The 15,053-nt window shown below is 66.5% G+C and carries 10 protein-coding genes; 5 read left to right on the forward strand and 5 right to left on the reverse strand.

Translation table 11 applies throughout. The features are described 5' to 3' along the window. Window positions 1-110: 110 nt before the first annotated feature. The 5 genes from U1H82_RS02875 to U1H82_RS02895 form a co-directional block, all read right to left on the reverse strand. Window positions 111-1,109 carry a DUF3667 domain-containing protein gene (locus tag U1H82_RS02875; protein ID WP_322963430.1) on the reverse strand — a complete coding sequence of 333 codons (999 nt, stop codon included), beginning with the start codon at window positions 1,107-1,109 and terminating at the stop codon, window positions 111-113. Between the two features lie 81 nt (window positions 1,110-1,190). Beyond that, entirely contained in the window at window positions 1,191-2,825 is a 1,635-nt protein-coding gene (locus tag U1H82_RS02880; RefSeq protein WP_322963431.1) for a Na+/H+ antiporter, read from the reverse strand. Window positions 2,826-3,131: 306 nt separating this feature from the next. After that, entirely contained in the window at window positions 3,132-4,160 is a 1,029-nt protein-coding gene (locus U1H82_RS02885; protein ID WP_322963432.1) for a glycosyltransferase family 4 protein, read from the reverse strand. Window positions 4,161-4,179: 19 nt separating this feature from the next. Further along, window positions 4,180-5,064 (reverse strand): UDP-2,3-diacylglucosamine diphosphatase, encoded by an 885-nt coding sequence (locus U1H82_RS02890; protein ID WP_322963433.1) that lies wholly within the window; start codon window positions 5,062-5,064, stop codon window positions 4,180-4,182. 201 nt (window positions 5,065-5,265) lie between these two features. Next, entirely contained in the window at window positions 5,266-8,046 is a 2,781-nt protein-coding gene (locus tag U1H82_RS02895; protein ID WP_322963434.1) for a TonB-dependent receptor, read from the reverse strand. A 277-nt stretch (window positions 8,047-8,323) separates the two neighbouring features. Here U1H82_RS02895 and U1H82_RS02900 point away from each other — a divergent pair, with 277 nt between their 5' ends. From U1H82_RS02900 to galA, 5 genes are all read left to right on the forward strand, one after another. Continuing rightward, window positions 8,324-9,079 carry a copper homeostasis protein CutC gene (locus U1H82_RS02900; protein WP_322963435.1) on the forward strand — a complete coding sequence of 252 codons (756 nt, stop codon included), beginning with the start codon at window positions 8,324-8,326 and terminating at the stop codon, window positions 9,077-9,079. 116 nt (window positions 9,080-9,195) lie between these two features. Continuing rightward, complete coding sequence (locus U1H82_RS02905) at window positions 9,196-9,933, forward strand: GntR family transcriptional regulator (RefSeq protein WP_322963771.1); 738 nt, start codon at window positions 9,196-9,198, stop codon at window positions 9,931-9,933. Then, window positions 9,926-10,966 (forward strand): SIS domain-containing protein, encoded by a 1,041-nt coding sequence (locus U1H82_RS02910; RefSeq protein WP_322963436.1) that lies wholly within the window; start codon window positions 9,926-9,928, stop codon window positions 10,964-10,966. The genes U1H82_RS02905 and U1H82_RS02910 overlap by 8 nt, the downstream gene beginning before the upstream one ends. Then, window positions 10,963-12,102 carry an N-acetylglucosamine-6-phosphate deacetylase gene (gene nagA, locus U1H82_RS02915; RefSeq protein ID WP_322963437.1) on the forward strand — a complete coding sequence of 380 codons (1,140 nt, stop codon included), beginning with the start codon at window positions 10,963-10,965 and terminating at the stop codon, window positions 12,100-12,102. Before U1H82_RS02910 ends, nagA begins: the two co-directional genes overlap by 4 nt. After that, complete coding sequence (gene galA, locus U1H82_RS02920; RefSeq protein WP_322963438.1) at window positions 12,099-15,002, forward strand: beta-galactosidase GalA; 2,904 nt, start codon at window positions 12,099-12,101, stop codon at window positions 15,000-15,002. Before nagA ends, galA begins: the two co-directional genes overlap by 4 nt. Window positions 15,003-15,053 lie beyond the last annotated feature (51 nt).

The raw sequence follows: 15,053 nt of genomic DNA on the forward strand, positions 1-15,053 counted from the left end.
CGCCGGTATTCTCATGGTATGTTTTGGTATCATGACGGGGTGAAACGGGGGCGTCCACCCATTTTCTGGGGCGATCGACTATCGCGGCGCGACTGCAATGGATTGGCGCGTCAATGCGCCATGCCAAGCGCGAGCAAGCCGATGATCCAGATCAACAATACCACCGCCGCCATGACGCCGACGACCAGCGTCATCAGCAGCGCGGACAGCCAACCCAGACCATAGGCGCCCCGAATCTGAAGGAAGAGATGCACCGGAAAGGCGAGCATCAGCAGCCCCAGGCCGGGTAGATGCGCCAGCTTCGTCCACAGGATCATCACGACCATCAGCAGGCTGACGAAGCTCAGCGAATAGGTGACGAACACCGCATGGTCGAACATGGCCAGCCCGCGCTTCCACAGGAAGAACAATCGCATGAACGGCATCGACAACAGGATCAGCGCCCAGGAGAATTTGTAACCGTTCGCCTCCATCTTGAAGAGGAGGAACTCGGGGTCGCGAATGGCATGGACGATCTTGGCGTCGAGCGATTTCCAGCCGGTGATGACCCGTTCCTGATGCGCACCATGGCCGGAGTCCGTTTCCTCGCCGCCCCCCAGCGCCATGGCGGTGGCGGTGAAGTCCATGCCCCGCTTTTGCTCGATCAGATCCGCCCGCTCTGCATCCAGCTTGGTGGTATCGCTTTTGGCAGCGACGGCGGCGGCACGCTGGCGGTCGATCGCCGCGATACGCTGGTCGACCTTGGCGACTTCGGCGCGCAGTTCGACCGCGGCGTCCTGCGTGCCGGCGGGACGGAAGGTGCCGAAGCCGCCCAGCACCGAATAGGCGACGTAGAGCAGGAAGACGCTGAACAGATACAGCGCCAGCGGCGACAGGAATCGCCGCCGCTCGCCCGCGATGTAACGGCGGGTCAGCGCACCGGGCTTGGTGACGAGCATCGCCATGGTTCGCCACACCTGCCCCTCGATATGCAGGACGCCGTGGCTGAAATCATGCCACCATGCGCCCAGCGTGCGGTGGATATGCGTCGACTGGCCACAGGCATGGCAATAGGGCCCGACGAGCGACGTGCCGCAATTCAGGCAATGTTGTCCGACGTCTTCGTGCATCCCACCCCCTTGATGCCGCCCCGTTCGCCTTCAGAAGACACGATATTCCTGGCCCCGCGCAAGGCCAAAAACAGGGCGGCGTTACTTCAGTCCGGCGGACAGGCGGGTGTCGACCAGGTCAAGCTCGCGGCCCAGCCGTTGCGCCGTGTCCGATCCGATGGTGCGCGCGTTGAGCAGGTCGAACACCACCCGCCGCTCGGCCCGGATCGCCGCCAGTCGCATGGTCCGCTCGATCTCCTCGAACCGCCGGGCATCGGAGTCGATATCCCCCTCCAGCGTGTCGATCCGGCTGCGATAGCCGTCCATCAGGCGCGAGGCGATCTCGACATATTGGTCGGCATCGTCGCGCCCCTCGGCCATTTCGTGCTGAAGCCGCTCCAGTTCGGCGATGGCGGCCTTGGCGGCGGCGACGCGGGTACGGTCGAGCTCGCTGACAGCATCCTCGGCAGGCAAGGCCAGCCCGCGCAGTAGCAGCGGCAGGGTCAGGCTGGCGATGACCAGCGAGGACAGGATGACGCCGCACGCCAGGAAGATCACCAGATCGCGCGCCGGAAAGGGCGTGCCGTCGCCCAGCGTCAGCGGCAGGGTGAGCGCACCGGCCAGCGTGATCGCGCCGCGTGCACCCGCCACCGACATGGCGGTGATGACCCGGCGTGGCGGGCTGGTCCGCTGTGGGCTATGGCGCTGGCGGAACAGGGTCAGACGCAGCGCGACCCAGGTCCAGGCGAAGCGCAATGCTCCCAGTCCGGCCACGATCGCCACGATATAAAGGCCCAGCCACCACAGGCTGTCATGCCCGGTCAGCATCACCGTGTCGCGCGCGCCCGCGAACACCTGCGGCAGTTGCTCGCCCAGCAGCACGAAGATGATGCCGTTCAGCGTGAATTGCAGCATGTCCCACACTGCCTGGCGCCGGATGCGGGTGGCGGCCTTCACCCCCGACGAGACATTGGTGAAGGACATGGCGATGCCCGCCGCCGCTGCCGCCAATACGCCCGAGCTTTCGACATGCTCGGCGACCATATAGGCGGCAAAGGGGATCAGCAGGCTGACCAGGATGTTCGATCCGCTATCGTCGCCGAAGCGGCGGGCAAATATGCTCTTGGCGGTGATCGTGCCCCAGGCGATGGCGACGCCCAGGCCGACGCCCGACACCGCCATCCATGCAAAGGTCAGCCCGGCCTCGGCCAGCGAGAAGGTGCCGGTCAGCGCCGCCGCCACCGCAAAGCGCAGGCAGACCAGGCCCGACGCGTCGTTGAGCAGCGACTCCCCCTCCAGGATATGCATCATCCGCTTGGGGATCGGCACCTTCTGCGCGATGGCGGACACCGCGATCGGGTCGGTCGGCGACACCACGGCGGCCAGCGCGAAGGCGACCGCATAGGGCATGGCCGGGATCATCCAGTGGATGAACAGCCCCATGCCCAGCACCGTCAGGAACACCAGCCCCAGCGCGAGCCCCAGGATCGCCCCCGCGTCGCGGAACAGCTCGTCCTTCGGAATGCGCCAGCCGTCGAGGAAGAGCAGCGGCGGCACGAACAGGAGGAAGAAGATTTCGGGCTCCAGTTCGACGCGGATTTGCGCGATCCCGCCGATCACCGCACCCAGGGCGATCTGCACCAGCGGACGCGGCAGGGCGGAGGGCAGTAGGCGCGAGACGAGCCCGCTCAACACCACCGACAGGAGGAGGATAAGGCTGAGCGTGATGACGTCCAATCGGGGACCTTTCGGGTGCAGCGGTTGGAGTGGCCATGGCGACGGGCGGCACGACCGGCAGACCAGCGACAGGGCAGCGGCACCGCCACGAATCGCGCGAACCCCTGCATGACATGCCGGGCATGGGGCGTTCAACCCGTTAAACGTGTTTCATGGGTTGATCTGGGTGAACATCTAAATCCTCCCCGGTATGGGGAGGAGCCGCCGCGCAGCGGTGGTGGAGGGGGCGTGCCGCAAGGGTATCCCGTGGGGAAGCCCCCCTCCGTCAGGCCTTTCGCCTGCCACCTCTCCGTGCCGGAGAGGATTTTATGCCGCCGCTCTCAGGGGCCGGTCGATCGGGGCGAGCGCGGCCAGGAACTGCTCTGCGCTGGCCCGCCAGGAAAAACCCTGCCCATAAGCGGCGCATGTCTGGCGATCGCGCGTCAGGGCGGCCGCGATCGCTTGGTCCAGCGCGTCGTCCATCACCCCGACCTCGGGGACCAGCACGTCGAGCGGGCCCTGCACCGGCAGGGCGGCGACCGGCGTGCCGCAGGCGAGCGCCTCGATCATCACCAGCCCGAAGGTGTCGGTGCGGCTGGGGAAGACGAAGACATCGGCCGCGCGGTAGATGGCGGCCAGGTCCTCGCCGAACTTCGCGCCCAGGAAGTGGACCTCGGGATAATGTTCGGCCAGCGCTGCACGGGCGGGGCCATCGCCGACCACGACCTTGGTGCCGGGCGTCCGGGTTTCCAGAAAGGCGGCGATATTCTTCTCGACCGCGACACGGCCCGCATAGAGCTGTACCGGGCCGGGCAGCGCCGCGACTGTCGCATCGCGCAGGCCATCGGGGCGGAACAGCATGGTATCGACGCCGCGTCCCCAATGCCGGTTCTGCGGCAGGCCATGCGCGGCCAGCGTCGCCGCCACGCTGGGCGTCGAGGCCAGGATCGCGGCGGAGGGCGCATGGAACCAGCGGACATAGCGCCAGACGAATTCGGGGCTGACCGCTTTCACCCGCGCCGCGACATAGTCGGGGAATTGCGTGTGATAGGCGGTGGTGAAGGGCAGGCCCCGGCTCAGGCACCAGCGACGCGCGAGCAGGCCCAGCGGCCCCTCTGTGGCGATATGCACGGCATCGGGCCCGAACCCGCTCAGCGCCCGCCCGATCGCACCGGGGCCCGGCAAGGCGAGGCGGATTTCGGGATAGGTGGGGCAGGGGACCGACGCGAACAGATCGGGCGACAGGACGCTGACCGCATGGCCCATCGCACGGAGTTCGGCGGTCACCGATTGCAGGGTGCGGACCACGCCGTTGACCTGCGGGGACCAGGCATCGGTGACGATCGCGATCCGCATCCAGCCTACTCCTTTCCTGTCAAGCGGCGATGGCGGCGACGACTGGCTTGCTTCGCCGGGCCTCCATCTCGTCGCCCCAGTTCAGGATTTCCATCGTGCCGTCGAAATGCTCGACCAGCGCGGTGCAGCCCTCCACCCAGTCGCCGTCATTATAATAGGTGACGCCGTTGATGTCGCGGATTTCGGCGGTGTGGATATGGCCGCATACCACCCCGTCGACGCCGCGCGCGCCCGCCGCATGGGCGACGACTTCCTCGAAATGCGAGATGAAGGCGACGGCGTTCTTCACCTTGGCCTTGGCGTGCTTGGACAGCGACCAATAGGGGCGCTTCATCCACCGCCGGACGATATTGACCCAGCGGTTCACCTCCATCAGCGCGGTATAGGCGAAGTCGCCGACATGGGCGAGCCAGCGATGCGCCAGCGTGATCGCGTCGAACTCGTCGCCATGCAGGACCAGCAGGCGGCGGCCGTCCGCCGTCTCGTGGATCGCCTTGCGACAGATGGCGATGCCGCCGAAATCCATGCCGGTGAACTGGCGGAAAATCTCGTCGTGATTGCCCGGGATATAGACGACGCGCGTGCCCCGCTTGGCGCGCTTCAGCAGGCGCCAGACCACGTCGTTGTGCGCGGCGGGCCAGTAGAATTTCTTCTTCAGCCGCCAGCCGTCGATCATGTCGCCGACCAGGTACATGGTCTCGCTGTCGACATGGTCGAGAAAGTCGATCAGCATCTCGGCATTGCAGCCGCGGGTGCCGAGATGGACGTCCGAAATCCAGATGGTGCGGTAACGGCGGCGCTCATTGCCCTCCGGCTCCGGTGTCACCGGCGCGCGGGGAATGAAGTCGAGAATAGCGGCGTCTTCGTGCAGCGAGCCCTCGATCGGAATGCTGGTCATCGGCATCGTCGGTACCCCACGCTTGGCGTTCCGAATGTCATAGGCGTCATCTGTTACGCCCGCGTCGCAGATCGGTGACAGGTGCGCAGCAGTTTCGTGACGGACCCAAGTCAGGCCATAAGAAAAGCCCGCCGATCCAAGGGATCGACGGGCTGGAAGGTGTCCGGCGGCTCTCCGCTACACGGAAAGCCGCACGGGGCAGGAAATTTAGAAACGCACCGCGACCGAGGCGGCATAGGTCCGGCCGTTCTTGTAGAAGGCGGTCGGACGGTCCGGCGTTGCGTTATACTGGTAATAGGTTTCGTCGAGCAGGTTCTGCGCGTTGACCGTCAGGGTGATCTGCTTGGTCAGCTCCACGCCCGCCGAGAAGTCGAGCTGGCTGTACGGTGCGACCATTTCACGCGAACCCAGGCGACCGATCGTGCGGAAATAGCTCGAACGATAGTTGTAGCTCAGACGCGCCTGGAACGGGCCCTTTTCGAAATAGGGGATCACGTTGACCGTATGGCGCGACAGGTACGGCAGGTTCAGCGCCGCACCGGTCGTGTCGACCGACGAGGTCGAGCTGTCCTGGTACGAATAGTTCGCCTGGATGCCGAAGCCCCCCCAGATTTCGGTCTGACCCGACACCAGCGCACCGTTGACCGTCGCCTTGCCGCCGTTGATCGGCTGGTTGACGTTATAGGTCGTGATCGCGTTCTGCAGCGTGTTGAAATACTGAATATTCGTACGGGTGTTGATGATGTAGTTCGAGATGTCGCGACGGAACAGCTCGACCGCCAGCAGCGTGCCCGCGCGCGGATACCATTCCGCGGTCAGTTCATAGTTGGTCGACTCGTACGGCTTCAGGTTCGGGTTGCCGCCGCCGCCGTCGAGCGTGACGTTGTTGAGCGACAGCGACGCCGCCAGATCCTCATAGCGCGGACGCGAGATCACCCGTGCCACCGCACCGCGCACGATCACCTGCGGGTTGATCGAATAGGCAACGTTCACGCTGGGCAGGAACTTCAGATAATCGGTCGTGGTGGTGGTGGGGACCGGCACCGGATTGGCCAGGTTGCTCTGCGTCACCGCATAGCTGGACTGGTCGCGGGTATAGACCAGACGACCACCGATGTTGCCGCGCAGGCCGCCCTGGTCGAAATTCGCCTGGATGTACGAGGCCATCACGGTTTCGCGCACGCGGGTCGAGGCGCCGATCTTGTTGACCAGCGGGCTGTTGATCGCCTTGGCCAGGATGTCGATCACCGCCTGGTCGGGCAGGTTCAGATACTGGGTCGCATTGCCCGAACCGCCGGTGCCGTCGAACACGCCCGCCGGGGTGACCAGCGTGGGCACGCCCAGCTGGTTCACCGTCATCGACGTGGTCATATAGGTGTTGATGCCACGCGCATCGAGCCGGTTGACGTGGTCGGTCACGCGGCTGCCCAGCAGGATCTGGGTGAAGGGGCCGAACTCGACCGGGATGGTCGCGTCATAGCCGCCATAGATGTCGCGATCGGTCGTGACGCTATAGTCGAGACCACCGATCTGCGCGGCGTTCAGCTGCTGCCCGTTGATGATGACCGGGCGGCCCTCGATCGTGGCGGGGTTGTTGTTCGGGTTGGTGAAATAATTGGCCGGATTGGTCAGGTCGCCGACATAGTTGACCGTCGCCGACTTCGGACCGAAGGAATAGCTGAACGGCAGCTTGGTCTGCACGTTGAACAGATATTCGGGATTGCGGCCGCCGGTCGCGCGCGACCAGCCGCCCGCGAAGCTGACCTTCGCGCCGTCATCGCCGTCCCAGTCGGCGAAGAAGTTGAGGTTGTCGGTCTTCAGCTTGGACTTGCGGACCAGCGTGTCGAGCTGCGACGACTGGTTGGTCGCGGCCCCGAAGCTGGCCGCGTTGACCACGCCGTTGCTGACATTGGCGGTCTGCAGCACATTGCCGGTCCAGGCGACCGGGATGGTGTACATCGACTGGCTGTAATTGTTGTAATTGCCGTCGATGTGCAGCCCGTTCAGGGTCAGCGTCAGATTGTCGGCCGGGCGATACTGCACCGTGCCCGACACGCTGGCGCGCTCGCGGGTTTGCTGGAAATAGGCATAGTTGATGCCGAACGGAGCGACCGCGTTGATCAGGTCGTTCTTCGTGCCGCCGGTGATCGTGGCGTTCGGGCTCTTCAAGATGCCCTGGCCGCTGGCGTCGCGCAGCACGTTGCCGTTGGCGTCCTTCTGGAAGAAGTCGGCGCCGCTCTGATAGCCGAAGAACTCGACACCGGCGCGGGTGAGCTTCTGCTTGTCATAGGTGGCAGCGACCAGGAAGCCGAAATTGTCGGCCTTGTTGTGCCAGCTATACAGGCCCGAACCGCGGATATTGCCCTTGTCGGACCGGTCATTGTACGAATAGCCGCCCGAGGCGAAGACCGAATTGGCCTTCAGGTCGAGCGGGCGACGGGTGCGCACGATCACCGTGCCGCCCAGGCTGCCTTCCTCGATGCGCGGTTCCGGCGACTTGTAGACTTCCAGCCGGTCGACCAGCTCGGGCGCGAGCAGCGAATAGTTGAAGGTGCGGCTGGACGGGTCATTGTCGTTGCCACCCCAATCGGCCGAGGCGAGCGCATGGCCGTCGAGCAGCATGCGGTTCAGCGCGGGGTCGGTGCCGAGGATCGCGACCTTCTCACCCTCGCCGAAGCGGCGGTCGATGCTGACGCCCGGAATATGCGACAGCGATTCCGCGACGTTGCGGTCGGGGAACTTGCCCACGTCCTCGGCGGTGATCACGTCGACCACGGCATTGGCCTGGCGCTTGACGTTGATGGCGTTGCGCAGGCTCTGGCGGATGCCGGTGACGACCACGTCGCCGCTGGTATCGGTCTGGTCGCTGCTCGGCGCGGTCTGAGTCGGTGTGGTCTGGGTTGCGGCGTCGCCGGTCTGGGCGAAGGCGGTGCCCTGAAGCCCGGCGAGCGCGGTCGCCGTCAGGATCAAGCTGCGATAGCTCAACATGTTGAAATCCCCCAAAATCTTATCGCCGCGCCACCGCGCGTACTCTTATCGTTACGACAGGGGGGATTGGTGGCGTCCTCCCCGGTAAGCATTTTATACCATATGCTTTGACTACCAACTTGTAACCAAACTGACATTGGTCCGTAAACGGAAAAAATGTGACGTTTGCTTCATGGGACCATTGGACTGGCGTATTGTCCGGCGTGCTGCTTAAATGCCACGCCTGTCAGGGGCAGCGCGGGCGTCACCGCGTCGCGCAGGGCATAGGTGCCGGGGGATGTTCAAGATGGTCATATCACCGGTCCGACGTGGCGCCGCGCTGCTGGAAATCTGTGTCGATGATGCGGATGGCGTGGCAGCGGTCGTTGCGGCGGGGGCCGATCGGATCGAACTATGCGGGGCGCTTGGGCTGGGCGGGCTGACGCCATCGGCCGCGCTTGTCGCGCATGCGGTGGCATCGGGGGTGCCGGTCCATGCGATGGTCCGGCCGCGTGACGGCGACTTCCGCTTCGATGACGCCGATATCGCACTGGCAACGGACGAGATTCGACGAATGGTGGATATGGGTGTGGCTGGTGTCGTGGTCGGTGCGATGGCCGATGACGACCGGCTCGACCTGGACGTTCTGGCGCGCTGGCGCGATGCAGCGGCGGGGTTGGCGATCGTGCTGCACCGCGCGGTCGACCTGGTCGCGGACCCCGTCGCGGCGGTCGAGGCGGTGGCCGGGCTCGGTTATGACCATGTCCTGACCTCGGGCGGTGCAGCGACCGCCGAACAGGGCGCGGCGGTGATCGCCGAGATGGTCGAGGCGGCGCGCGGGCGGTTGTCGATCATCGCGGGCTCGGGCGTTTCGGCCGAGAATGTGGCGGCGCTGATCGCCCGGACCGGAGTCGATGCGGTGCACGCCTCGGCCAGCGTGCGCGAGGATTGGGTGGATTCGCGAGTGCCCGCGATGGGCTTTGCGGTGGGGCCGAGGCGTCGGACTAGTGCCGATCGCATCGCCGCGATCCGGCGTGAAATAGGGGAAGGATAAAAGCCAATGTATGCCAAATATAATACCTATTGCTCGCTTGGGGTGGCTGCGATAAGCCTGATGGCGAAGCGAGGCGCGGCATGAGCGACGGGCCCGCAAAGGGGGATGGCGCGGCCATGACATTCTCGGCGCAGGTCGGCTCCTTCCGAAAGGGGAACCCCGCGCCTTTGTACCTCCAGCTTCAGCAACTGTTGCGCGATGCGATCACCAACAATGTGCTGGCCGAGGACGATGCGATCCCCGCCGAGCGCGATCTGGCGATCGAATATGACGTATCGCGGATCACGGTGCGCAAGGCGATCGGTGGCCTGGTCGAAGAGGGGTTGCTGACCCGCCGTCGCGGGGCAGGCACCTTCGTTGCGGGCCGTGTCGAAAAGAGCTTCTCCAAGCTCTCCTCCTTTTCCGAGGACATGATCGCGCGCGGCCGCACGCCGAGCAGCCAGTGGGTCAGCCGTGCACCGGGTACGGTGACGCCCGAGGAGGCGCTGTCGCTGGGCCTGTCGCCGGGCGCGCCGGTCTATCGTTTCCAGCGTGTGCGCTTTGCCGACGAGGTGCCGATGGCGATCGAGATTTCGACGATCGCGGGCTTTGCGCTGCCGTCGATCGAGGCGGTCGACCGCTCGCTCTATGCCGCGCTGGAGCGGTCCGGGCATCGGCCGGTGCGCGCGCTTCAGCGGCTGCGCGCGGTGCCGTTCGGCGCGGACCATGCCAAGATGCTGAATGTCGATCCGGGCCATGCGGGCCTGTTGATCGAGCGGCGCGGATTTCTACGCGATGGACGGGCGGTGGAATATACCCAGTCCTTCTATCGCGGCGATGCCTATGATTTCGTCGCGGAGTTAACCGATGTCTGAAGTGATGACCGCCGGTCGTGCGGGGACCAGCACCCTGATGGGAGCGGAAGCGGGGGAGGCGCCGGAGGCGATCGCCCGGCTGCTCGCGCGCAATGCGCCGACCGTCAAGGCGCTGGCGGAGCGGCTGCGTGCCGCCCCGCCGCCGGTGATCGTCACCATCGCCCGTGGGTCGTCGGATCACGCCGCGACCTATGGGAAGTATATCCTGGAGACCAAGACCGGCGTGCCGGTCTCGTCGGCGGCCCCCTCGGTGGCGTCGATCTTCGAGACGCCGATGAAGGTGCAAGGCGCCCTGGTCATCGCCATCTCGCAGTCGGGGCGCAGCCCGGACCTGCTGGCGACGGTCGAGGCGTATCGGGCGGGCGGCGCGCATATCGTCGCGCTCGTGAACGATGAAGAGTCGCCGCTGGCGACCGGCGCGGACACCTTCCTACCGCTGTCGGCCGGGCCGGAAAAGGCCGTTGCCGCGACCAAGTCCTGCCTGACCGCGCTGGCAGGTCTGGCGCAGCTCGCTGCCGCCTGGGCCGGAGACGAGGCGTTGGAAACGGCGCTCGCCGATCTGCCGGGGCAGGTCGAACAGGCTCTGGGCCTCGACTGGTCGCCTGCGGTCGAGGGGCTTCGCGACCTCAGCCAGATGTTCGTGCTGGGTCGCGGTTATGGCTATGGCGTGGCGCAGGAAGCCGCGCTCAAGCTCAAGGAAACCTGCTCGATCCAGGCCGAGCCGTTCAGCGCCGCCGAAGTGCGCCACGGCCCGATGCGCATCGTCGAGCCGGGCTATTCGGTGCTGGGCTTCGCCACCTCCGACGTGGCGGGCGAGGATGTGAAGGCGGTGGCCGACCAGTTCGCGCAGCGCGGCGCCAAGCCGTTCGTGGCGGGGCAGGGCGGTGCGCTGCCCATGGTCGCCGGGCACCCCGCGCTGGAGCCCATCGCGATGCTCGCCAGCTTCTACCGCATGGTCGAGGCGCTGGCGCTCGCCCGTGGCATGGACCCTGACTCGCCGCCGCATCTTCAGAAAGTGACCCGCACGCTATGACCCGTTTCCGTTTCGTCAACGGCCATGTCGCGACCCAGGGCGGCGTCCTGCCGGGTGCGGAGATCATCGTCGACGGCGATCGTATCGCTTCGATTGGTGCCGTCGAGGGTTCGTCGGACGCGATCGACCTGAACGGCGGCTGGGTCGTTCCGGGCTATATCGACACGCAGGTCAATGGCGGCGGCGGCGTGCTGTTCAACGATCGCCTCGACGTGGACGGCATCGCCACCATGGCGGCGGCGCATGCGGCCTATGGCACCACCGCGATGCTGCCGACCCTGGTCAGCGAGACGCCCGACCGGATCGCCCGTGCGCTCGACGCGATCGATGAGGCGATCGAGGCCAAGGTGCCCGGCATCGTCGGCATCCATGTCGAAGGGCCGGTGCTGAACCCCGCCCGCAAGGGTATCCACGATCCGACGCGCTTCCGCGATCTGGACGAGGAGATGGTCGCCGTCCTGACCCGCCCGCGCAAGGGCAAGGTCATGCTGACCATCGCACCCGAGCGGGTGCCGGTCGAGACGATCCGCCGTCTGGTCGAAGCGGGCGTGCTGGTCAGCGCCGGGCATAGCGAGGCGAGCTACGAACAGGCGATGGCGGTGTTCGATGCCGGGCTGTCCGGCATCACCCATCTCTACAACGCGATGCCCGCCATGCAGCAGCGCGTTCCGGGGCTGGCGGGCGCGACGCTCGACGATCCGCGTCCCTATAGCGGCCTCATCATCGACGGCTTCCACGTCTCCGCGCCGATGCTGCGGCTGGCGCTGAAGGCGCGGCCGTTCGACAGGCTGATGCTCGTCACCGATGCCATGTCCTCGGTCGGCGCGGTGGAGAAGGACTTCGTGCTGCACGGCCGTCATATCGATGTGTCGGGCGGCAAGTGCACCTATACCGACGGCACGCTGGCGGGATCGGACCTTGATATGGGCTCGGCGGTCGCCAATGCGGTCGCGCAGCTGCGCATCACCGTCGATCAGGCGGCGGTGCTGGCGGCGACCAATCCGGCGGCGTTCCTGGGCCTTTCGCATGAGCGCGGGGCGCTGGCCAAGGGTCTGCGCGCCGACTGGGTCATGCTCGACGCCGCGCTGAAGCCGGTCGAGACGCGCATCGCCTCGGCGGAGCCGGTCGCGGCATGACGGTCGCGCGCCGCGACCTGCTGCTGGGCAGCGCGGTGGTCGGGCTGGCGGGTGGCATCGCGCCGGTCCCGGCCTTCGCCGCCAGTCGTCGCCCGGCGGACGGCGCGGGCGCGCTCCCCATGCCCGAGCCGGTCGACCAGCTTCCCCCTGCGCTGCCGGTGCAGGATGCCGCGCGCGTCCTGATGGATCGCGGCTGGCTGTTCCATGAAGGCGATATCGAGCCTGCGCCGCTCGACACGCACAATGCCACCTATCTCTCGGTCAAGGCCGGTAACGCGCGCGGCGCGGCGGCGGTCGATTATGACGACAGTGACTGGCAGGCGGTCGACCTGCCGCATGACTGGGCGTCGTTTCAGCCCTTCGTAAAGACCGCCAATGTCGCGCAAGGCTATCGCCCGCGCGGGATCGGCTGGTATCGCCGCAGCTTCCGGCTGGACCCTGCTTTGCGCGGTCGTCGGATCGAGCTGGAGTTCGGCGGCATCGCGACCTTCGCGACGATCTGGGTCAATGGCAGCGTCGTTTCGCACAATTTCTCCGGCTATAACGCCGTCCGCATCGACCTGACCCCGTTCGCGCGGTTCGGGGACGAGGCCAATGTCGTTGCTGTCCGTGTCGATGCGGATGCGATGGAGGGCTGGTGGTATGAAGGCGCTGGCCTCTACCGCCATGTCTGGCTGGGCGATTATGCGCCGGTGTCGATCGCGACCGACGGCGTGCATTGCGATCCGCGCAAGACCGATGGTCGCTGGCATGTCCCCGTCACCATCACACTGACCAGCATCGCACCGAGCGACAGCGCGGTGACGGTCGAAGCGCGGCTGCTCGACCCGCAGGGCAAGGTCGTCGCGCAAGGGCAGGCCCAGGCGACCGTGCCGACCTTCGACGAAGCCACCGCGACGCTCGATCTGCCCGTGACCGATCCGACGCTGTGGTCGGTCGAGCGGCCGACGCTCTACACGCTCGACGTGCGGCTGCTCCGCGACGGGCAGGTGGCGGACGAGCGGCGAGTGCCGATCGGCTTCCGCACCATCCGCTTCGACGCCGCGCAGGGTTTCTTCCTCAACGACCGGTCTGTGAAGCTGAAGGGCGTCTGTCTGCATCAGGATCATGCGGGCGTCGGCACCGCCATCCCCGATGCGTTGCTCGGCTGGCGGCTGGAGCGGCTGAAGGCGATGGGCTGCAACGCCATTCGGTCCAGCCATAATGCGCCGACGCCGGAACTGCTCGACTGGTGCGACCGGCTGGGCCTGCTGGTGATGAACGAGAACCGGCAGTTCAATCCGGCGCCCGAATATCGCGCGCAGCTGGAATGGCTGGTCCGGCGCGACCGCAATCACCCCAGCGTCATCCTGTGGTCGGTCTTCAACGAGGAACCGATGCAGGGCACGCCCGCAGGCGTGGCGATGGTCCAGCGCATGGCGCACTGGGTCCGCGCGCTCGACGACAGCCGCCCGGTGACGGCGGCGATGAACGGCGCGTTCTTCAATCCGATCAACGTCGCGCAGGTCGTCGATGTGACCGGGTTCAATTACTATCAGGGCGATTACGACCGCTATCACCAGTTGAACCCGGCCAAGCCGATGACCAGCTCGGAAGATACCAGCGCCTTCATGACGCGCGGCGCGTTCGAGAGCGATCCGGCGCGCCATATCGCATCGAGTTACGATGTGGAGGCCGCAAGCTGGGGCGACACGCATCGCGGCGCATGGAAGAAGATTGCCGAGCGGGCGTACGTCGCGGGCGGGTTCGTGTGGACCGGCTTCGACTATCATGGCGAGCCGACGCCCTATGAATGGCCGACCATCGCCAGCTTCTTCGGCATTCTGGACCTGTGCGGCTTTCCCAAGACCGCCTTCGACATCCACCGTGCCGCCTGGGTCGACGACCAGCCCGTCGTTGCGATCGCGCCGCACTGGAGCTGGCCGGGGCGCGAGGGCAAGCCGACCAAGGTCATGGTCCTGTCTAATGCCGAGCGGATCGTGCTGCGCCTGAACGGCAAGACGGTGGGCGAGGCGGCGGTCGACCGGCTGATGGGCAATGAGTGGACCGTGCCTTATGCGCCGGGCCGGATCGAGGCGATCGCCTATCGCGGCGGTCGCGAAGTCGCGCGCGCCGCGCATGAGACGGTCGGTGTGCCAGTCGCCCTTCGGTTGACCCCGGCGCGCACCGTGATGGCGGGCGATACCGAGGATGCGCAGGCGATCACCATCGATGCGGTCGATGCCAAGGGACGGCATGTCCCGTCCGCCAATCTGATGACCCGCTTCACCATCGAGGGCGGGGCGATCATCGGCGTCGGCAATGGCGATCCCAACAGCCACGAATCCGAGAAGGGCAACCAACGCTCGCTGTTCAACGGCCTCGCCCAGATGATCGTGCGGCCGGATACCGGGCGCGGGCGGATCACGATCCGCGCGACCGCCGCGGGTTTGAAACCGGCGACGTTGAAGCTCGACCGGCTCGGCGTGACCCCGCGTGCGCAGGTCGCGGTAATGAGCGGCGACATGGATGTGCGGGAATGGCGGCGCTCGCCGCTGCTCGCGACCAAGCCGTCGCCCGATCTCGCGCCCGCCGCCAGCGACAATAATGGCTGGGCCTTTGTCCAGGCGGGCACGCCGACCCCGGCGGAAGGGGCGGGCTGGCGCGTCTATCGCGCGGTCGTCACGCCCCGGCGGGCCGTGGCGGCGCGCGGGGGCGAGCTGACCTTCGCCTCGGTCGGCGGCATGGCGAGCCTGTGGATCGATGGCCAGCTGGTCGCCGAGAAGCGCGATCCCAAGCCCGGCCCGATGACCGCGACGCTGCCGTCGGGCGCGGGCAAGCGGGTGATCGCGCTGATCGTCGCGGGGATGGGCAATATCGATAGCGGCCTGCTGGGCCGGGTGACGATCCGGCCGCGCTGACCGCGCGCGGGATCGCTCACGGGGAAGGAATGCAGTTTGGCGAAAGTGACG

The organism is Sphingomonas fuzhouensis (genome assembly GCF_034659795.1).
Lineage (GTDB): Bacteria > Pseudomonadota > Alphaproteobacteria > Sphingomonadales > Sphingomonadaceae > Sphingomonas > Sphingomonas fuzhouensis.